This window comes from Paenibacillus algorifonticola (genome assembly GCF_000971975.1).
In the GTDB taxonomy this organism is placed as follows: Bacteria; Bacillota; Bacilli; order Paenibacillales; family Paenibacillaceae; genus Pristimantibacillus; species Pristimantibacillus algorifonticola.
Genome location: NZ_LAQO01000017.1, coordinates 14,822 through 34,384 on the forward strand (window position 1 = coordinate 14,822; position 19,563 = coordinate 34,384).

Consider the following 19,563-nt stretch of genomic DNA (forward strand, 5'->3'; position numbering starts at 1 on the left):
AGGAGACGATCATGACCGATTTTAGGGGAACGGGTCGGATCCGAAAGGCGTGGAATACCTCCATTCAGTTCTTTCGGCAATTCCGAACACAAGACTCGAAAGGCATCAATCAACAACCGTCCGCAGCAGTGCAAGCGACATCGACAACTACAGTAGCTACTAACTATAAAAAACCTATCATCCTTGCAGGCGGAATAATCGCGATTTTGGCAGCAGTCGGAATTGGCGGTATACAATACGTTAAGGCTAACACGAATGACTATTATCACTTATATATGAACGGCACCGAAGTAGGAACGGTCGGCAGCCCGCTGGAGGTTGGAGCGCTGCTTGAGCAGAAGGCATCTGAAGCACAGCAGAAAACGCCAGATATTCCAATTATGGTGGAATCAGGTCAGCTTACATATACGAGTACAAGTGCTTACAAAGGCAACCCAGATACGCAGCAGACGCTTGCGAAGCTGGAAGGCTTGCTTACAACCCACGCTATTGGCGTAGAGGTGAAGGTAAATGGCAAAGTAATCGGTATTGTGAAGAGCCAAGAAGCAGCAGACGCCGTACTCGCACGCGTGCAGAGCAAATATGCACCGGAGGAGAAGACGGAGAAGGATTCAACGAAGGTTCGCGCACTCGCTTTTTCACCAGAGGAAGAAAAGGCGGACGAGAATACACCTAAGGCAGGCAAGGAACTGACGGATGTTGCTTTCGTAGAGAAGGTGGAGACGGATGCGGTATCGACTTCGCCTAGCGACATCGTTTCAGACAATGATATGTACAAGCTGCTCGTAGAGGGCACGATTAAGCCAACGAAATATACGGTACAGCAAGGCGATTGCGTCGGTTGTATCGCTCAGAAATTTGATATTTCACCGCAAGTGATTTATAAGAATAACAAAGGTATTGAAGATGATATGATCAAGGTTGGAGATGTACTTGATCTTACCGTTCGCCAGCCGGAGCTGTCGGTTCGGACAACCGAGAATTTGACGGAAATCGTGACGATCGACCCGCCAACTGAGGTTCAGAAAAACGATGATATGCGTGTTGGAGAATCCAAGCTGATCAGCGCAGGCGTCAGCGGCTCCAAGAGCCTGACCTACAAAATCGTGAAAGAGAATGGTTACCTGATTAGCGAAGAGCTGGTAGACCAGCAGGTGATTAAGGAAGCTATTCCAACCGTTATGATGAAGGGCACGAAGGTCATTTTGGGTGAAGGAACGGGTTTATTCTCTTCTCCAGTATCGGGCTATACGGTGTCCAGTACGTTCGGACAGCGTTGGGGCCGGATGCATAAAGGTATTGACATGACGGGCAGCAAAACCATTACAGCAGCCGACAATGGCGTTGTCATTTTTGCGGGCACGAAGAACGGCTACGGCAACGTAGTCATTATTGACCATAAGAACGGATATGAAACGCTGTACGGCCATCTTAACTCGATTAGCGTCAGCGTAGGCGATATATTGGAAAAAGGCGACACACTAGGCGTAATGGGGAACACAGGACGCTCTTTCGGGGTACATCTTCATTTTGAAATTCATAAAGACGGAGAGCTTCAAAACCCGTTGAAATATTTATAATCGGACTTATACCATCAGGGGGAGTGCATCCGAAGCGAAAGCTTGCGGGGGCGCTCCTTTTATTATTTTAAAAATATAAGCATTTATAAGTTTCACATCTATAAATAGGCTTATATTTCTCGGACTGAAACGCGCCGCGCCGCCAAAGGACGGCGGCAGCCGTTTCACTTTGGCCCAGGCGCATGAAGGAACTTTAATTGGGAACTGGGTATGGCAGTATGGTAAGATAGTATTGCTATGTGTATAAAGTTTCACCCTAAAGTATGGGAAGATCAAACCGATAAGAATTAGGAAGCGACAGGCGGTGTGACGATGCACGGTAAAATTTTAGTGGTCGACGACGAACAGCCGATTGCAGATATATTGAAGTTCAACTTGGAGAAAGAAGGCTACGAGGTCATTTGTGCTTTCGACGGCGGACAGGCTGTGGAGCTTGCTTTCGCAGAGAAGCCGGATTTAATGCTGCTCGACTTGATGCTTCCGGTGAAGGATGGCATGGATGTGTGCCGCGAGGTTCGCGCGAAGCTGCATATGCCGATCATTATGCTGACGGCGAAGGATACGGAAATCGACAAGGTGCTCGGCCTAGAGCTTGGTGCGGATGATTATGTGACGAAGCCGTTCAGCACCCGCGAGCTGTTGGCCCGAGTGAAGGCTCATTTAAGAAGGCAGCAGAAGTCGGCGGAGGTTACGGTAAGTGCGGCAGGCGCGCAGGATTCGGCAGGCGGACAGGACGCTGAGCAGGAGAAGCAGGGTCTGCGTCTGTTTAATCTGTTCATTGATACCGACATGTATGTCGTCTACAAGGACAATCAGCCGCTTGATTTGACGCATCGGGAATATGAGCTTGTCTATTACATGGCGCGCAACAGCGGCAAAGTCATGACGCGTGAGCATTTGCTGCAGGCGGTATGGGGCTTTGAGTATTTTGGCGATGTGCGAACGGTGGATGTGACGATCCGCAGGCTGCGTGAGAAAATTGAGGATGATCCGAGCAGGCCGGAGTTCATTATGACCCGGCGCGGACTGGGCTATATGATGCGAAGCACGAAGCCAGGAGGTTACGGCTACGTATGAGGGGGCGGCGATTTTTTCGCACGATCCAGGTGAAGCTGGTCATTATTTATTTGTTGCTGATTTTGGTGGCGATGCAGTTGATTGGCGTTTATTTCATCAGCACGGTCAAGACGTCGCTGACGGACAGCTTCACGAACAACCTCAAGGAGCAGGCCGATATTTTGTCCAAGCTGGCGGCGCGCCACTTGTCGATCAAGCCAGGCGGCGATCTGGATACGAATGCGGAAAGCGCAGAAGGGCTCAGCCTCGTCGTTCGCAACTTGTTCAGCATAAGCGGTACAGAGGTGCAGGTGCTCGACGCGAACGGCAAAATCGTTGCGACGTCCGTTCAGGTGCCTGAATCGTATGTAGGCAAGAAAAATCCATCGCTCGCGGTGAGCCGGGCATTGGTCGGCATTCCGGAGAACGAGGAAGAAATCATTGACGAAAATAATGTTCGGAAAAAGATCATTGCGCTGCCGGTAACGGACAACGACAATGACAATGTGCTTGGCGCGGTCTACATGGTCGCGTCGATGGACAGCCTGTATGACACGGTGAACCGGGTCAATCAGATTTTTTTCTCAGGAACGCTTATTGCTTTGGGGCTGACGGGGGTGCTGGGCATTTTGCTTGCCCACACGATCACGAGCCCGATTCAAGGACTGACTCGGCAGGCGGCAGCGGTCGCTGAAGGCAAGTTCGATTTCAAGGTTCCGGTGCTTGGCGATGATGAAATTGGGCGGCTCAGCATGGCGTTTAACGATATGACGATCCGGCTGAAGGAGGCGCTATCGGTCAATGAGGAGGAGAATGAGAAGCTGAATTCCATTCTCTCGAATATGAGCGATGGCGTTATTGCAGCGGATGAGCATGGGAAGGTCATCGTCTGGAATCGGCGGTCGCTGGAAATGCTTGATCGCAAAAGCTGTGAGAATTGCAGCCTGACCGAGCTGCTTGCGCTGCCTCAGCAGCGGTTGGATGAGCTGCGGCAGGGCAAGGAGCAGACGCTCATTCTCGACCGGGGCGAGGAAGCGGAAATGGATGAGGCGGAAGGCATTATGCGCGTCACCTTTACGCCCATTCACCGGCGGGATAAAGGGACGACGGGTACGATAGTCGTCTTGCAGGATGTCACCGAGCAGGAGAAGCTGGAGCAGTCGCGCAGGCAGTTCGTTGCGAATGTCTCCCATGAGCTGCGGACGCCGCTGACGACGATCAAGAGCTATGCGGAGGCGCTGAATGACGGGGCGTTAGCGGAGCGGGAGCTGTCGGAGCGTTTCGTCGGCGTCATCAGCAATGAGACGGAGCGGATGATTCGCCTCGTAACCGACCTGCTGCATTTGTCGCGGCTGGATTCCAATCAGGCGCCGATGCGGCGCAGGCAGACGAACATCCATGATATGCTCGACGAGGTGGCGGACCGGTTCTCGTTCCAGCTGCGCCAGAAGTCGATTCGGGCTTTTATCCAGGTCGATAGCGAGCTGAAGGAGGCTTGGCTGGACCGGGATCAGATCGATCAGGTGCTGGATAATCTTTTTTCCAATGCGATTAAATATACGCTGGACGGCGGCAAAATTCAGCTGAGTGCCCGCAAGCAGGAGCAAGCGCTAATTGCGATCAGCGTCAAGGATACGGGGATTGGTATTCCGAAGCGGGATTTGCAAAAAATCTTTGACCGTTTCTACCGCGTAGATAAGGCGCGTTCACGTAATATGGGAGGAACGGGCCTCGGCTTGTCCATTGCCCGGGAAATCGTCAAAGCGCATGGCGGCACGATTTCGCTTAATTCGGAGCTGAATGTCGGTACGACGGTTACGTTCACGCTGCCGATGCTGGAAGAGGACGGTGAGCGGAGCTAATGGAACGGGCGAAAACGATGCTTTTAATTTTTTTGGTCGCCTTTAGTCTCATACAAAGCTATTTTCTCGCTTACAGCATGCCGGGGCTTGGAGCTACGGTACGGACGGAGCAGGACTACATTAATGCAGAGCCGCTTGGCGAGGAGACGACGGTGGAAAACGTTGTTTTTCCCGATGAGCTGATTATCCACTTCGGCGGGGACAAGCATACGGTGCTGTATCCGGGCATGACCTTCTATAATATGATTCTCAAGGATCGCATACAGGGTCGTGAGTTTAAAGGGTTTCAGCGGAGCCCGATCGATGTGATGGATTGGGAGCAGGTGCGGAAAAAGGATGCTGGCGTAGAGCTGCGCTTCCAGAATGGCGTGCCTGTTGATCTGCTGCGCAAGCTGCTGAAGGTACAGGGCGACATTATGTTTCTGAATGAGACGATTGACCGCATCTGGATTTTCAAAACGAGCAATACGGAAGAGGTGCGAACCTTCTTCTTTAGTGCAGATGGCGATATCGTCTATGAATCGGTTCAGGCTGATTTGACGGTGCGCGATGTGCAGGATTACGTCGGCTTCGGCGAATACCAGACGAATTATCAGTATGCGGACGGCGATCTGTATATTCCGGTTAAGCCGCTTCAGGCAGTGGAAATCGTTTATCCGTATACGGTTTATTCCGCTGATGTGGTGCAGCGCAATCTGTTCTTCGATCCAGGAACGACGAAGGCGCTCAAGGATCGCAGCGGCGCACAAATCTATACCGATGGCAAACGCGGGCTTCAAGTGGAGCAGAGCGGCAACTGGATGATTTATACCGATCCGGCGGCGTCGAAGAGTGCGGATAATATTTTGAGCGATAATGTGTATGCCGCAGTCGAGTTTGTGAATCAGCATGGCGGCTGGGATGGCACGCATCGCTTCGTTAATCCCGTACTGGATGCGGACAGCAAGCTGGGCAGAACGGCGATGTTCCAGCAATATTTGGAGCAATATCCGGTTTTGGAGACGGCAGGCTTTCAGTACGGCTGGATTCGGCTGATTTTGCAGCAGGGCGTGGTGACGGAGTACAACCGTTCTCTGATTACGCTTGGCAATCAGGCAGAATCGCGGGAGTCGCGTTATTTGCCTGGCGGCGATGATCTGCGCAATGCGCTGGAGCATTATGCCAAGCTGTCCGAGGTCGCTAGTCTGTTCCCAGCGCTGCAGGCGGTGCCAAAGGAAGGAAGCAAGCTGGATTTTGTCCCCGTATGGGGCGTGAAGCTTGCGGATGGCACGCAGGAAGTGCTGATGGAGGCTTATCCGACAGGCTACGTTCCGCTGGAAGCAACGACGGGTGCCGAAGGAACGGCTGGAGCGGCGAAGTAGGAGGTGAGAGGCGCTTGGATTGGAGCAGAGCGAAAAGTGTGCTGATCGGCAGCTTCCTGCTGCTTAATATTTTGCTTGGCTATCAGGTATGGCTGGAGGTGCGGGAGCAGCTGGACATCAACAATCACTCAGCGGAGCTTCCGCCGGAGACCGTCGCGGTGATGAAGCAGAAGCGCATCGAGCTGAACGCCAACTTGCCGCTTGAAACGCCAAGCATGCGTGATTTAACGTACCAGCTCAAGTCGCAAAGTCTGGAGGAGCAGGAGGTTGTGAAGCTGGAGACGCCGGTGGACAGCCGAATTGTATTCTCGCAAACGGATTTGCTGACGGCATTAGGCAATCAAATTCCGGATATTGAACAGTACGCTTTCGATCCACTGGGAAGCAAGGCGGGCGTGTTCGTCTTGTACCGGATGGTCGACAATCGGCCGCTGTTCGAGGTGAGGCTGGAGCTGTATTCCAGCAATCAGAAAATTACAGGTTTTAAGCAGTCGCGCATTGAGGTGCTGGAGAGCAATGATGCGAAGCAGCAGACGGTGCTGCCCGCAGCGAAAGCGGTGGCGCCGTTCATTGAACGGAATTTGCCGGATGGCTCGGTCATTACCGATATCCAGCTTGGCTATCATGGACAGACGTTCGATACGGAGACGCAAGTATCCGCGCCCTATTGGCGAGTGCTGGTGGAGGATGCGGACCGCCCTTATTATATCCATGCGGTAAGTGGTGAGGTTGCCCAGGATAAAGAGCAGTAGGAGAATGCGATGATTTAATGAGCTATATCAGTTGAACAAAAGAATGTAATGGAGCATGGGAGTAATGAAGAGAAAGATTGGTACTGAAGGAGTCACAGCTTTTCGGAGAAAAGCTGCTTCGTAAGCATTAACTATTGTTTTCTTATTTCATCCTCAAAGAGGAATCATGAAAAGAAATTAGAAAACAACAGCGGCCGGAAGTCCAATCTTTCTCGTAATAGCGACCTTAGCTACCATAAACAACAATAGTTCGACTTATATAGCGGAGTTATTCAGCGACATGCTCAAGAGGGAGAAAGGATAGGACGAGGCGGAAATGGGACTATGGTTTACGGTACTGGCAAGCGGTTCAACGGGGAATGGCACAATTATTAATAATGGCGACAAAATGGTACTCGTCGATGCGGGGCTTAGCGCCAAAAAAATGGAGGAGCTCATGAAGGAGCGCGGAGTGTTCGGCCATCAGCTGGACGCGCTGTTCGTCACGCATGAGCACTCCGATCATATTAAAGGGCTCGGCGCGTTTGCGCGCAAGCATGAGCTGCCTATTTATGCGAATGAAGCGACTTGGGGTGCGATGGAGCGGCATGTCGGCAAAATTGACGCCGATAAGCGCATTGTGATCGAGACGGGAGATACGCTTAACTTCGGATCGCTGCAAGTACAGTCTTTTCCGATTTCACATGATGCTGCGGAGCCAGTCGGCTATACTTTCGTCGATCAGGGCGTTAAGCTGAGTCTGGCGACCGACCTTGGTTACATGAGCGATAAGGTGAAGCAGGCGATCATCGATTCGGATGTGCTTGTGCTGGAATCCAATCATGATACGGAAATGCTTCGTATGGGGCGTTATCCATGGAATACGAAACGGCGCATCTTAAGCGACGTCGGACATTTATCCAATGTAGCGGCTGGGGAAGCGCTCTGCGAGCTGCTGACTGACCGCACAAAACGGGTGTATTTGGCCCATCTTAGCCTTGATCATAATTTAATGGACTTAGCGATGCTAACCGTTAATAATATATTAGAAGACCACGGGATTTTCTTCAAAAAGGAGGACTTCCCCCTGCGGCACACGTATCACGACAAGCCTACGCCATGGGACGAAGTGAAGAAGAAATAAGCTTGTGCAGCTGTTCATCCATTTGCCCGTCAAGCTGGCTAGTCTTGGTTTGTAATTCCTCTAGTGTGATAATGCCCTTCTCTAGCAGAAGCTCTAGCAAAGCGCTTAAGGTCAGAACGGTACGATAGTGCTCCTCTTTCAGGTCTGCGAGCATCGCGCCGAGCTGCACATGCTCCCAGGCGGATGGGGTGGAAGAAGGTTTTTTCATTAAAATCAAGCTCCTTTGGCAATGAAATAGAAAGCCGATCGTCATAATATAAAATTTTTTTCCAGCTGCGGATTGTAATCTATTATTATTGTAGTCCAATCTTCCGAAATTATTCCTAGCAGCATTGATTTCGATCGAGAGATATACCAAATAGTCTTGATGTCGGCCGGACATCGAGAGGAGAGATAGATATGGGTTTATTCGATGACGATTTCTATTCGACGAAAGTATCCAGACGTACACGCGCCTTCAGCAAGGAGCGGCGCATCTTGTCGAGCAAGCAAACGAGGCGGAACTGGTCCAGTGTGCGCATTGCCTTTATCTCTTCATCTACAAGCGCAATAGCGGCTGTGCTGCTGTTCGGGCTGTTCTTTAATGGTGGAGTTGGCGGCAGCGCAAAAGTGCAGGCGGTTTCCACGGCGAAGATGTCGGATGACAGCGAATCGCTGGAAATGAAGACGATTCAGGCTTCGGCGAAGGTTAGGCCGGCTGTCGTCAGCGTTATTAATGAGCAGCAGCAGGTTTTCAGTATGGGCGTTCCGAATGAAGAAGGCGAAGGCAGCGAAAGCAAAGAAAGTACGGAGAAGAACAGCTTGCAGCAGGCCGGAGTTGGTTCAGGGTTTATTTTCAAAAAAGAAAATGGCAAAGCCTATATTATGACAAACTACCATGTCACCGTGGATGCGGATGCGCTTAAAGTGACGCTCATTAGCGGTGAGGAGCGCGCGGCGAAAATAATTGGCGAAGATCAAATTTCTGATCTGGCGGTTCTGGAAATCGACGACAAGGGCATTGATACAATTGCGGAAATCGGTGATTCCTCTGCCCTGCAGCCGGCTGAATTCGTAATTGCCATCGGCAATCCGCTCGGATTGGGCGATTCCTTATCAATGGGTATTGTGAGCAAAACGCGTCAAATCGTGCCCGTCTCGCTGAACCAGGATGGCAATTATGATTGGGAGCAAGAGGTTATTCAAGTGGATGCTTCCATCAACCAGGGCAACAGCGGCGGCCCGCTCATTAATCTGGATGGTCAGGTTGTCGGCATCAACAGCATGAAAATTGCGGATATCGGCGTGGAAGGCCTCGGCTTCGCCATTCCGACGAACAATGCGATGCCCATCGTAAGCGATTTGCTCGCAAATGGCTATGTGCCGCGTCCGTATTTGGGCGTGTATACGATGGATCTGGCGCAATATTTTGCACAGCAGGGCGGCAGCGCTGGCGGGGAATCTGACAGTTCGAAGGACGGCAGCGACGATGAGGCAGAAGGAGCGGCGCAGCTTATTTTGCCGGAGGATGTCCGTGCGGGAGTCATTGTGCTGGAGGCGGTCGGTCCAGCAAAGGAGGCAGGACTCGTCTTCAACGATGTGATCGTCAGGCTGGATAAGCAAGCGGTTGGCAGCACGATGGAGCTGCGGAAGTACCTTTATTCCAAGAAGCATATCGGCGACAAGGTGGAAGTGACCTTCTACCGGGACGGCAAGCTGACGACGGCGCAATTGTCGTTAACCGATAAGGTGGAAGAATAAAAATCGTCATCCTATTAGGGAGAGCGGTCGTGGACAGGGAGGAAGCCTGTTGCGGCGGCTCTTTTTTTCTTTAAAATATAGGAAAGTATATGATGTTTCCATCCTTTCTCTATATTTCTCGGAATGAAACGCGCCGCGCCGCCAGAGGACGGCGAAAGCCGTTTCACCTTGACGTATAGGAAAGTATATGAATTTTCTCATGCTTTCTCTATACGTTTCGCCAAAACGATGGCGTCTAATAGAAAGGACGCCGCCAGGCGTTTTTCTTAGGCCGATAGGTGCGGGCTTCACAATATGCAGGTTGTTTGTTATGCTAACGGAAGGCAAAGGGACAACACCCTGATTAAATCAAGCAGAAGAGGAAGCGAACCAACTATGTATTGTGTATGCAAAAAACACGTGGAGCTAGCGATCGATAAGTTCGTTGATGAGTATGAGGACGCGCCGGATATCGTGGATTTGAAGGAAACGGAATTTGCAGACTGGGACCCGCCGCGCAAATGCGATTTATGCGATGATGGGGCACTGTTTTTGGTCGTATAAGGGAAGAACCGATAATATGAATAGTTTTAATAAATTGCTGGGCATGTTGATATGCCCAGCAATTTTTCATATAACTTTAAAATAACGGATTAGTAGTCGAGTGCTGAGAGGTATTTGGTTATTTCACTAGTGATATTGTAAAACTTGAATCCATATTGATTTAAGTTAACTACTTCCGTGTGGTTAAATTTATTGTAAAATAATTCATCCTCTATGGCGATTATTTTCAACTTTACACATGTGACCCGATTATTTCCACGGGTGAATTTTGCAAGCTCCATTTTATCGTTAAAGCCGCAATCTATATTGTTTAGCTGTTGTTCCTTCCAGATTTCTTCTATATTGATGTTTATTTTAAAGTCCAAAACTACCCCAATAATAAATTTGTTTTTATTTTTCTCTTGAATGACAAACAAGTCATTTGGTGATGGCATTGGGTCCATACTTTTCAATGGGAATGGCCAAGGAAAGTTTACCGTTTCAGACTTTTTTTCATGCATTCTTACAAACCAACTTGATTTCAAAGGGTCCGTGATTTGGATAAATCCTCTTTGATGAGGCGCATCGTTCGTCTCCTTTTTTGTTACTGTGACGGAATCATCTATAGATTGGAGTATTTTACGAATTTCGACGGTGTGAGAATTACTGTCCGTATAATAAGGTATAGTCAGCAAGCCGTATTCTTTTTTTAGTTCCATTATCTTTTCATTTGTAGGATTGGCTAATACGATATAATGTTGTCCTGAAAAATATTTTTTATGTTGTTTAATTAACGTTCTAATAAATTGATCATCAAATGAAAAGCCCATAAAAAGCAGTTTTTTTGAGCCTGTTATGATTTTCATAATGTTGTCGTACTTTTTATTTTCATAAAGCTCTTGATAACTTTCTTTACTGATTACGATTGATCCGCTATTTGAAGCAGACCCATGAAGCTGAAGCACTCTTCGTTGTCCAAATACCTCCTGTGTATTGAATTGAATATCTTTAAGTAGAATAGTCGATATGTCATGCTTCAAATATTGACTCAACAGGTCTTCATAGTTTGTGGTCAAGTAAAGGGCGAATTTCATTTTTTGTAAATCAGAATAGTTATGGGCGGAATCATCATTCGGGATTTCTTTTCTTTTGTTGATTAGATTGGCGATATTCGACTTAATGTCATCTTCTATTATCGTAGTATAATTTTTTAGGGCATCAATTGCTCCCCAGTAGTTATGCCGTTTAAGGTCCCATTCGACAGCATCCTTTGCGAATGCGCTATCCCCAACGGCATATTTTTCTGCCAGAAGTCGTATTAGATCTTTCCAATCTGGAATATTAAAAGGAATAGATAGGCCTGCTCCTATAAATGGTACCAATTGATTATTGAGATAATCATGCTTTAAATCATCTAAATGAATATTGCTCATACAAGCTCTCCTCTTCAAATTAAAAATCATATCAGGTATATAGGAAGTATATCATGATGGGAGAGCTTATCCCTATATTTAACTGGAATATTTTAGATGGAATTATCAAAGTAGTAAAAAGAATAATCATTACGGATTTGCTATTTCTTATGAGCAAAAAAAATCACGATACCAAGCTTAGAGCTCAGTATCGTGATTTTTTTGTTTTTAATATTTGAGGCATATTATCTTGGCCTGTTATGCGTTTATTTTTTTAGCAGCAAATAAGCAAAATACGGCACACCGATCAGGGAGACCATGATGCCTGCGGCAATGCCGTCCGGATCGACAAGATTGCGTCCGACTGTATCGGCCAGCAGCAGCAGCCACCCGCCCATCAAGATGGCGACGGGAATAAACAACTGGTTGCGCGGGCCGACAAGCGACTTGGCGATATGTGGCGCCATAAGGCCGACGAAGGCGATGCCTCCCGTCACAGCTACCGCTGATGCAGCAAGAGCGACAGCGGTCAGCAGCAGGACGAGACGCTCGCGCTCGACCCGCAGGCCGACGCCAATGGCGGTTGGCTCGCCAAGCCCAAGCAAGTTCAGGCGTGTGGACTTGTACAGCGTGAATGGAATCAAGATGGCGAGCCACGGAAGCAGTGCCCAAATGAACGGCCAGTCCGTCCCCCAGATGCTTCCCGCCAGCCACTGGGAAATGAACGTTACCTTCTCCCGTTCCGCCGCTGAAATAATCACGATCATAATGCCGGACAGGGCGAGCGAGAAGCCGACACCGGTCAGAACTAGCTTGATGGGGTTCAGCCCCTCCGAACGGCGGTAAGAGAACAGATAGATCAGCCCCGCCGTAATGACCGCGCCAATAAAAGCGACCAGCGGCAAAACATACACAAATGAACCGACATCTATCGGAACATAAAGAAAGAAGATCGCGATGGCGACTCCTGCCCCCGAGTTGATGCCAATAATGCCGGGATCGGCAAGATCATTGCGCGTAATGCTTTGCAAAATGGAACCGGACAAGGCAAGTGCCATGCCTGCGAGCAGCGTAATAATAATGCGCGGCAGACGAACGGAAAACAGCACAAAATTTTCTTTAAACACGCCATCGCCCATGAGGACTGGAATTAGCCGGTTATAGGACAGAGACGAAGCGCCTAGACCCATGCTGACAATGGCAGTTGCAACAATAAGCAGCAAGCTGGACAGGACGATGAGCCTTTGTTTGCGGACAAGAGCAGATGGAATCATGAGCGTTTTTTTCCTCCTTTATTTACGACAAACAGGAAGAAAGGCAAACCCATCATCGCAACAATGGCTGCAACGGGCGTCTCGTATGGCGCATTAATGGTACGCCCCATCGTATCGGCCAGCAGCATGAAAGAAGCGCCTGTAATGGCGGATAAAGGCATAACGGAACGATAATCGGTGCCCGCGAAAGTGCGGACAATATGCGGAATCATGAGGCCAATAAAGGCGATATTGCCGACAAGTGCGACCGATGCGCCCGTCAGCACAATAACGACAAGGAACAAAAAAGCTTTAATCAGCACGAGCCGTTGGCCCAAGCTTACTGCCACATCATCGCTGAGACTCATTATGGTGAGCTGCTTCGAGAGCAGCAGAGCGAGTACAACAGCAATTATAATAACGGGTGAAATGGCCTGAACTTGACCCCACGTCGTTCCAATTAGCCCTCCTGCCGTCCACATGGACACATCCTTGGAAATTTTAAAATAAAGGCCGACCGCTTCGGATACGGCGTACAGAAAAGCAGATACCGCCGCCCCGGCAAGAATGATTCGGGTAGGGGATAGTTGGCCTCTTCGCATGGCACTAAGCAGAAGGACGAGAGAAGCGCCAAGCGCCGCGCCCAAAAAACAGGCCAGCATAATGCCGAACGTGCCTACGCCTGGAGCAAAAGCGAGTGTAAGGGCCAGCGCCATGCTTGCCCCCGATGACAGGCCAAGCAGTCCCGGATCGGCAAGCGGGTTGCGTGTAACGCCCTGCATAATGGTTCCAGCCACAGCGAGTGCTGCCCCAACCAAAATACCGGCTACCTCACGCGGCAGCCGCAGCTCGCGAATGACGAGAATGCTGTCGCTCACCTCATTTGAAGCAATGGCCAGCCATACATCCTTGGCGGTAGCATTTGCAGCACCATAAATTTGCGATATCACAAATAAGACGACAAAGATGATTAGACAGCCAGTCAGTTTGAAAATAAAAGGGATGGAGCGTTTCTTGTTCTTCATCGGTTTCTCATCCGTTCCTTCCGTAAGCATACAGAAGGAACTCTTGCAGGAAGAGTTCCTTCAACATCTATAGACGATTCATTAGCCTAGCAGGCTTTTAATGAAGAATTCCAGTTGATATTCAAGCGTAATTGGATCGTTGAAGTAGAAGGCTTTCGCATTGACTTCGTAAATGTGGCCATTTTTCACGGCAGGAATATTTTTATACGTATCCGTGTTCTGGAACGCATTGTCGGCATCCGGATTTTTGCTGAAAATGACATAGTCGCCAGCATATTGCGGCAGCACTTCAGCGGACAAGGCATAATAGCCGTCCTTCAATGCCATTTCTTTTACTTTTTCCGGCATTTTCAACTGCATTTCTTGATACAGAATTTCAGTGCCGCGTCCCCAGTTGTCGCCAAAAACATAAAGCTGTTTGTCGAAGGTTTCGATAACGGAAATGGTGGAATCTGCACCGATCTTCGCTTTAATTTCTTCGCCGGCTTTTTGAGCGCGAGCTTTGAAGTCGTCAACCCAAGCGGTTGCTTCTTTCTCTTTGTTGAGCAGCTTGCCGATTTCGAGCTGCTGCGTCAGGTAGTCCACTTTACCATAGGTGTAAGTGATCGTTGGAGCGATTTGCTTCAGCTTGTCCACGTTTTTGAGGGTGGATAGGCCGATAATCAGATCTGGCTGGAGCTCGATGATTTTCTCCAGGCTCTCGTCGGTTACGGCCTCAACATCTTTCAGCTTCTCTTCGAAGTTAGGGTTCATCTTGGACCAATCGTCCACGCCGACGAGGTTTACGCCGAGCGCCATAACGTTACCCGCATAAGAGGAAAGCACGATTACGCGCTGCGGGTTCGCTGGTACTTCAACAGGACCTTGCTCCGATTGGTAGGTTATCGTTCCCGTTGCTGCTGGCTCGGTGGAAGCCGCGGCATCGCTGGCTGCTGGTGATTCGGAAGGTGCAGTAGATGCCGCTGCATTGCTGCTGTTTCCACTGTTGCCGTTCGATGCTGCACCATTGCCGCAGGCGCTGATCACGAGCATGAGGATAAGTAAGGATGGAAGAAAAAGCTTTTTCAATGAAATTCTCTCCTTTGTTTTGACGCCGGAGCGTCTGTAAATGACTTCGACGGACTCGAAAGACTTCAAAAGACTTTAAAAGACTGCGAATGACTGCAATGTGGCAAGACCCCCAAGTCTTTATGCCAAATTCTTGATAATGATTCTCATCATCACACTTGCAAATTTTAAAGCGTGTTGCCTAGCTTGTCAAGATGCCGGTCAATATTAACATTGACATGAACCTGACAGCCCGATATATTGAAATTAACTTGTTGCAGGGGCGAGAAAAACTTAAAATCCGCTTATGCAGATTCGTTAGTGGCGCACTCTTTTTCGAAAGGGAGTGTGTTTTTATTTGTCTGAATATGACACCTAGGAGAATGAACGTGAACAATGGAAGTAAGCAGCAGTTTAGGCGGAAAATGCAGGCGCGGCATATCGTTATGCTCTCGCTTGGCGGTGTTATTGGGACGGGCTTGTTCTTAAGCTCCGGTTATACGATTCAGCAGGCCGGCCCGTTTGGCGCGATTTTGTCCTATCTGGTTGGCGCCATTGCGGTATATCTCGTGATGCTGTGCTTGGGCGAGCTATCGGTACATATGCCGGAGACAGGAGCTTTCCACAGCTATGCGGCAAAATATATCGGTCCCGCTACGGGCTACACTGTCGCTTGGCTGTACTGGCTCACCTGGACGGTTGCATTAGGCTCGGAATTTACGGCGGCTGGGCTGCTCATGCAGCGCTGGTTCCCTTCGGTTAATGTATGGATATGGAGCGCGTTATTCGCCGCATTAATATTTGTCTTAAATGCACGATCGGTACGTTTTTTTGCGGAATCGGAATTTTGGTTTTCATCTGTAAAAGTTTTAACGATTGTGCTGTTTATTGTCATCGGAGCGGGAGCGATGTTCGGTATTGTGCCAATGGCGGAATCGGCGCCAGCGCCCTTTTTAACCAATATTACGAGCGCAGGGTGGTTCCCGAACGGGGCCTTCGCTATTTTACTGACGATGCTGGCGGTGAATTTCGCCTTCTCTGGTACGGAGTTGATCGGAATTGCAGCAGGAGAATCGGTGAATCCCGAGAAGACGATTCCGAAAGCGATTCGCACGACGCTGTTTCGTCTCGTTATTTTTTTCATTGGAACGATTGTTGTGCTGTCAGCCTTGCTGCCTATGTCGGAGGCGGGGGTAACGGAAAGTCCCTTCGTGACGGTAATGGAGCGGGTTGGCGTGCCGTATGCGGCGGATGTGATGAACTTTGTTATTTTGACCGCGATTTTGTCGGCGGCGAACTCCGGATTGTATGCGTCGTCTCGGATGCTGTGGTCGCTGGCCGATAAGAAGACCATTTCGCCTTTGTTCGCAAAATTGTCGAAGCATGGCGTTCCGCTGAATGCTGTCATTCTGAGTATGATGGGTGGCGGGCTTGCGCTGCTCTCCAGTATTGTTGCGCCGGGCACGGTGTATATTGCACTGGTGTCAATATCGGGGCTTGCGGTAGTCGTCGTGTGGATGAGCATTAGCGCTTCGCAGTTTATGTTCCGCAGACAGTATCTCCGCGAGGGGAACTCGGTGGACAAGCTGGCGTACCGGACGCCTTGGTATCCTTTTGTGCCGATTGCTTCGTTCCTATTGTGCTTAGCGTCCTGCATCGGTATCGCATTCGATCCGACACAGCGAATTGCGCTGTATTGCGGGGTTCCGTTTATTGCGCTGTGCTACATTAGCTATTATTCGTTTTATCGTGTGAAGAAGTAGCGAGTGAGGCAGGACGTGACTTGAAGTGACGTGAAGTGACTTGAAGTGACTTGAAGTGACTTGAAGTGACTTGAAGTGACTTCAAGTGACTTGAGGTTACTTGAAGTGACGGGAAATATAGAGCTGAAAGAAAAAGAGATTGATAAATAGTAGGAAAAGGGGAGGAAAAACGTTATGGGAAAGCCTAACGGTACTGCGCACAATGCTATAGAAGATATTTTGCAAAAGCATGAGATTATGGTGCTGGATGGTGCAATGGCGACGGAGCTGGAGCGGCATGGCTGCGATTTGAATGATGCGCTATGGTCGGCGCAGGTGCTGCTGTCACAGCCTGAGCTGATTTATCAGGTGCATCTGGATTATTACCGCGCAGGAGCGGATTGCGCGACGACGTCGAGCTATCAGGCGACGGTGGATGGTTTTCGCAAGCGCGGGCTTAGCGAAGAGGAAGCTTTGAAGCTGATCAAGAGTACGGTAGAGCTGGCGCGGAAAGCGCGTGATGATTATTGGGAGCAAGAGGGTGAGGGTGCAGGTGGTGCCCAGGAGGGTACTGATGATGTTTCTTCGGGGACTGGTGCTCTTGCCACGAATAGACCGAGGCCGCTCGTTGCTGCTTCCATTGGGCCATATGGCGCTTATTTGGCGGACGGCTCGGAGTATGTCGGCAACTACGGCGTAACGGATGAGGTGCTGACGGAGTTTCACCGCCCAAGAATGGAAGCGGTTATTGAAGCTGGTGCGGATCTATTGGCGTTCGAGACGGTTCCTTCCCTACAGGAAGCCAGAGTGTTGGATGCTTTATTGAAGGAATTTCCGGGCGTGTATGCGTGGCTGTCGTTCTCATTGAAAAATGAAACGGCGATCAGCGAAGGCACTCCGCTGGCTGAATGCGCGGCTGCCTTCGCGCAAAGCGAGCAGATTGCCGCGATCGGCATGAACTGCGCTCCCGGCGCTGTCGTGACGGAGGCAATTAAGGTGCTGCACGCTCACTCGCAGAAGCCGGTTATTGTTTATCCGAATTCTGGGGAAAGCTATAATCCGGAGACAAAGACTTGGCATGGCGAGGGCAGCTGCCCGAGCTTCCTGGAGGAAGCGGAAGGCTGGTACGAAGCCGGCGCCCGTATTATTGGAGGCTGCTGCCGGACTTCGCCGCAGCAGATTGAAGCGATCGCGAGGAAATGGCGAGCTTGAGAAGGTCTTTAGTGAGTGATGAAGCCTGATGGACATGCGAGGATAGTGTCGGGGTTTTCGATTTATAAGGTCAGCCAGAGAGTTCTCTGGTTGGCCTTTTTTTCTGGGCTTTTTAAAGTGTTTTTGCCGCGGGTGGATGGTATGATGGGTACTAATAGGACAGGCCGATAAGCAGGCTGCGAATAAAGGAGAAGTTGTCAGTGCAAATACAGATTATTTCAGTGGGCAAGCTGAAAGAGAAATATTTAACCCAAGGGATTGCGGAATACGCTAAGCGCTTGGCTCCGTATGCGAAGCTAACGCTGGTTGAGGTAGCGGATGAGAAAGCGCCGGAGCAGCTTAGCGCGAGTGAAGAGCAGCAGGTGAAGGCGAAGGAAGGCGAGCGGATACTGAGCCATATTAAACAGGATACATACGTTATCGCAATGGCAATTGAAGGTGAGATGTGGACGTCGGAGCAATTGGCGAAGCATGTCGAGGAGCTCGGGACATATGGGAAAAGCCAGCTCGCTTTTATCATTGGCGGAAGCTTGGGGCTCGCTGATGAAGTGCTGCGCCGCGCTAATATGAAGCTTTCTTTTGGACGAATTACTTATCCGCATCAGTTGCTTCGTCTTGTGCTGACGGAGCAGGTTTATCGGGTGTTTAAGATTGTGCGCGGTGAACCTTATCATAAATAACGGCAAGTATTTCAGACAGTTGCTTACAACGAAATGAAGATTTCGGCCTGATAGATGAAGACGAGTACAATGCTGTCGCCCAGAGTTATTTATTTTATGATTTGAAACAAGGTCTCTAGTTTAACGATTTTTTTTGCTTCACCAAGAGGGCTGACATTTACAGTATTTTCATCCATTTTGATATGTGCGATGTCCTCTTAAAACGCCCCTTTTTGAAAATATATGGTAGAATTAGGGTTGTTGTTGAATAATAGGGGGAAGGTAAATGAAGAAGAAATATTGGGTGGGGATTATTGTAGCAATGTTCTTGCTTGGCAACGCAACCGGAGCCTGGGCAGGTTCTGCTTGGAAGGAAGTAAAGGCGCTCTTTAATCCTTCGCTCAAAGTGGAATTGAACGGTCAGGAAATCGATGGTGTCAAAGCATTACAGTACAATGGAAGCTTATATTTGCCAGCCAAGAGCGTTTCCGATTATTTCGGTCTAAATTCGAAGCTCGTTTTCGACAACAAGGCAAATAAATTAATCATTGGCGGTCCTATGTACGTGCATTTATATGATAAGGACACCGCGAACTTCTTCCAGATTGTCATTAACGGCAATTGGAGGCCCTCTGTAATGACTGACAACCGGAATTTGTACAGTAACTATTATATGGGAGTGGACTTCCGATTAGAGTCAGAGAAAGGCTTGAGCTTGGACGAGTATGTCAAGCAGGCATTAAAGAATGCATTCGAATACGTTAAAGTGAACAAGCAAACGAACACAAAGGTAGCCGGAGCAGAAGCCCAGGTGATCGATTACGAGACAAGTGACACGGTCGGCAAGTTGGTCTTCATCCAAAAAGATTCTAGTTTCGCAACCTTGCTGTTTTTTGTCGATAGGACTCGGTATCAAGATAAGGATTTGAAGGAATACGATAAAATTATTTCCAGCTTCAACATTAAATAGACTCCGGGACTTGGAATTTTGAGTCGAATATTAATATACATTAACGGGCGCCACGAATTTGGCGCCCGTTTTTTTAATAAAACTTGCCGTTACAGACAGCGCGGAGAACCGTATCATAAGTAACGGCATGTTTTATTTCCTCATGAGGCATGGGTTTGAATATATGTGTATAGGTCCCTGATCTATAAGTTTTATTGAGGAACGGGATATGAAGGTATGAACACAAAGGAGTAAAGCAACCTTAAAA

At 49.1% G+C, this 19,563-nt stretch carries 18 protein-coding genes; 13 read left to right on the plus strand and 5 right to left on the minus strand.

All coding sequences use genetic code 11. The annotated features are described in order from the left end of the window. Window positions 1–11: 11 nt before the first annotated feature. The 6 genes from WH37_RS21280 (at window position 12) to WH37_RS21305 (ending at window position 7,734) form a co-directional block, all read left to right on the plus strand. Complete coding sequence (locus WH37_RS21280) at window positions 12–1,580, plus strand: M23 family metallopeptidase (RefSeq protein ID WP_046232660.1); 1,569 nt, start codon at window positions 12–14, stop codon at window positions 1,578–1,580. 312 nt (window positions 1,581–1,892) lie between these two features. Further along, a complete protein-coding gene (yycF, locus tag WH37_RS21285) occupies window positions 1,893–2,657 on the plus strand; it encodes a response regulator YycF (RefSeq protein WP_046232661.1) in 765 nt (254 codons plus the stop codon). After that, entirely contained in the window at window positions 2,654–4,498 is a 1,845-nt protein-coding gene (gene walK / locus WH37_RS21290; protein WP_046232662.1) for a cell wall metabolism sensor histidine kinase WalK, read from the plus strand. Before yycF ends, walK begins: the two co-directional genes overlap by 4 nt. After that, window positions 4,498–5,859, plus strand: a complete 1,362-nt coding sequence (locus WH37_RS21295; protein ID WP_052737122.1) for a YycH family regulatory protein — start codon at window positions 4,498–4,500, stop codon at window positions 5,857–5,859. The genes walK and WH37_RS21295 overlap by 1 nt, the downstream gene beginning before the upstream one ends. 14 nt (window positions 5,860–5,873) lie before the next feature. Then, window positions 5,874–6,611, plus strand: coding sequence for a two-component system regulatory protein YycI (gene yycI, locus WH37_RS21300; protein WP_046232663.1), 738 nt, complete (start codon window positions 5,874–5,876; stop codon window positions 6,609–6,611). Window positions 6,612–6,927: 316 nt separating this feature from the next. After that, window positions 6,928–7,734, plus strand: a complete 807-nt coding sequence (locus WH37_RS21305; RefSeq protein WP_046232664.1) for an MBL fold metallo-hydrolase — start codon at window positions 6,928–6,930, stop codon at window positions 7,732–7,734. On the opposite strand, the gene WH37_RS21310 is transcribed toward WH37_RS21305, so the two are convergent. Then, window positions 7,703–7,942: a hypothetical protein gene (locus tag WH37_RS21310; RefSeq protein ID WP_046232665.1), complete on the minus strand. Its 240-nt coding sequence runs from the start codon at window positions 7,940–7,942 to the stop codon at window positions 7,703–7,705. The two genes, WH37_RS21305 and WH37_RS21310, sit on opposite strands and share 32 nt — an antisense overlap. 191 nt (window positions 7,943–8,133) lie before the next feature. Here WH37_RS21310 and WH37_RS21315 point away from each other — a divergent pair, with 191 nt between their 5' ends. Continuing rightward, entirely contained in the window at window positions 8,134–9,474 is a 1,341-nt protein-coding gene (locus WH37_RS21315) for a S1C family serine protease (protein WP_046232666.1), read from the plus strand. 375 nt (window positions 9,475–9,849) lie between these two features. Continuing rightward, window positions 9,850–10,017 carry a CxxH/CxxC protein gene (locus WH37_RS34230; RefSeq protein WP_063838033.1) on the plus strand — a complete coding sequence of 56 codons (168 nt, stop codon included), beginning with the start codon at window positions 9,850–9,852 and terminating at the stop codon, window positions 10,015–10,017. Window positions 10,018–10,106: 89 nt separating this feature from the next. Here the strand turns inward: WH37_RS34230 and WH37_RS33850 are convergent, their stop codons facing one another. Further along, on the minus strand, window positions 10,107–11,429 hold the full coding sequence (locus WH37_RS33850; RefSeq protein WP_052737123.1) for an SIR2 family NAD-dependent protein deacylase: 1,323 nt from the start codon (window positions 11,427–11,429) through the stop codon (window positions 10,107–10,109). Window positions 11,430–11,482: 53 nt separating this feature from the next. Here WH37_RS33850 and WH37_RS35675 point away from each other — a divergent pair, with 53 nt between their 5' ends. After that, on the plus strand, window positions 11,483–11,647 hold the full coding sequence (locus WH37_RS35675; protein WP_156182349.1) for a hypothetical protein: 165 nt from the start codon (window positions 11,483–11,485) through the stop codon (window positions 11,645–11,647). Between the two features lie 27 nt (window positions 11,648–11,674). Here WH37_RS35675 and WH37_RS21325 read toward each other — a convergent pair whose 3' ends face one another. The 3 genes from WH37_RS21325 to WH37_RS21335 all read right to left on the minus strand — a co-directional run bounded on the left by WH37_RS21325 (window position 11,675) and on the right by WH37_RS21335 (window position 14,754). After that, window positions 11,675–12,682: a FecCD family ABC transporter permease gene (locus tag WH37_RS21325; RefSeq protein ID WP_046232667.1), complete on the minus strand. Its 1,008-nt coding sequence runs from the start codon at window positions 12,680–12,682 to the stop codon at window positions 11,675–11,677. Beyond that, on the minus strand, window positions 12,679–13,686 hold the full coding sequence (locus tag WH37_RS21330) for a FecCD family ABC transporter permease (protein ID WP_046232778.1): 1,008 nt from the start codon (window positions 13,684–13,686) through the stop codon (window positions 12,679–12,681). Before WH37_RS21330 ends, WH37_RS21325 begins: the two co-directional genes overlap by 4 nt. A gap of 81 nt (window positions 13,687–13,767) precedes the next feature. After that, window positions 13,768–14,754 carry an iron-hydroxamate ABC transporter substrate-binding protein gene (locus tag WH37_RS21335; RefSeq protein ID WP_046232668.1) on the minus strand — a complete coding sequence of 329 codons (987 nt, stop codon included), beginning with the start codon at window positions 14,752–14,754 and terminating at the stop codon, window positions 13,768–13,770. A 362-nt stretch (window positions 14,755–15,116) separates the two neighbouring features. On the opposite strand from WH37_RS21335, the gene mmuP reads away from it, so the two are divergent. The 4 genes from mmuP (at window position 15,117) to WH37_RS21355 (ending at window position 19,316) form a co-directional block, all read left to right on the plus strand. Then, entirely contained in the window at window positions 15,117–16,496 is a 1,380-nt protein-coding gene (gene mmuP, locus WH37_RS21340; protein WP_414812100.1) for an S-methylmethionine permease, read from the plus strand. A 174-nt stretch (window positions 16,497–16,670) separates the two neighbouring features. Further along, on the plus strand, window positions 16,671–17,687 hold the full coding sequence (mmuM, locus tag WH37_RS21345; RefSeq protein WP_046232670.1) for a homocysteine S-methyltransferase: 1,017 nt from the start codon (window positions 16,671–16,673) through the stop codon (window positions 17,685–17,687). A 200-nt stretch (window positions 17,688–17,887) separates the two neighbouring features. Beyond that, the gene (gene rlmH, locus WH37_RS21350) at window positions 17,888–18,367 is read left to right on the plus strand and encodes a 23S rRNA (pseudouridine(1915)-N(3))-methyltransferase RlmH (RefSeq protein ID WP_046232671.1); all 480 of its coding nucleotides are present in this window, start codon (window positions 17,888–17,890) and stop codon (window positions 18,365–18,367) included. Window positions 18,368–18,632: 265 nt separating this feature from the next. After that, complete coding sequence (locus WH37_RS21355) at window positions 18,633–19,316, plus strand: hypothetical protein (RefSeq protein ID WP_046232672.1); 684 nt, start codon at window positions 18,633–18,635, stop codon at window positions 19,314–19,316. Window positions 19,317–19,563 lie beyond the last annotated feature (247 nt).

Bases quoted from the DNA above. Each gene is read 5' to 3' on its own strand.
- mmuM (WP_046232670.1), top strand. From the start codon at position 16,671: ATGGGAAAGCCTAACGGTACTGCGCACAATGCTATAGAAGATATTTTG.
- WH37_RS21305 (WP_046232664.1), top strand. From the start codon at position 6,928: ATGGGACTATGGTTTACGGTACTGGCAAGCGGTTCAACGGGGAATGGC.
- WH37_RS21330 (WP_046232778.1), bottom strand. From the start codon at position 13,686: ATGAAGAACAAGAAACGCTCCATCCCTTTTATTTTCAAACTGACTGGC.
- WH37_RS21325 (WP_046232667.1), bottom strand. From the start codon at position 12,682: ATGATTCCATCTGCTCTTGTCCGCAAACAAAGGCTCATCGTCCTGTCC.
- WH37_RS21280 (WP_046232660.1), top strand. From the start codon at position 12: ATGACCGATTTTAGGGGAACGGGTCGGATCCGAAAGGCGTGGAATACC.
- yycF (WP_046232661.1), top strand. From the start codon at position 1,893: ATGCACGGTAAAATTTTAGTGGTCGACGACGAACAGCCGATTGCAGAT.
- WH37_RS21310 (WP_046232665.1), bottom strand. From the start codon at position 7,942: ATGAAAAAACCTTCTTCCACCCCATCCGCCTGGGAGCATGTGCAGCTC.
- WH37_RS21355 (WP_046232672.1), top strand. From the start codon at position 18,633: ATGAAGAAGAAATATTGGGTGGGGATTATTGTAGCAATGTTCTTGCTT.
- WH37_RS21295 (WP_052737122.1), top strand. From the start codon at position 4,498: ATGGAACGGGCGAAAACGATGCTTTTAATTTTTTTGGTCGCCTTTAGT.
- WH37_RS35675 (WP_156182349.1), top strand. From the start codon at position 11,483: ATGATGGGAGAGCTTATCCCTATATTTAACTGGAATATTTTAGATGGA.
- walK (WP_046232662.1), top strand. From the start codon at position 2,654: ATGAGGGGGCGGCGATTTTTTCGCACGATCCAGGTGAAGCTGGTCATT.
- WH37_RS33850 (WP_052737123.1), bottom strand. From the start codon at position 11,429: ATGAGCAATATTCATTTAGATGATTTAAAGCATGATTATCTCAATAAT.
- WH37_RS21315 (WP_046232666.1), top strand. From the start codon at position 8,134: ATGGGTTTATTCGATGACGATTTCTATTCGACGAAAGTATCCAGACGT.
- mmuP (WP_414812100.1), top strand. From the start codon at position 15,117: ATGAACGTGAACAATGGAAGTAAGCAGCAGTTTAGGCGGAAAATGCAG.
- WH37_RS34230 (WP_063838033.1), top strand. From the start codon at position 9,850: ATGTATTGTGTATGCAAAAAACACGTGGAGCTAGCGATCGATAAGTTC.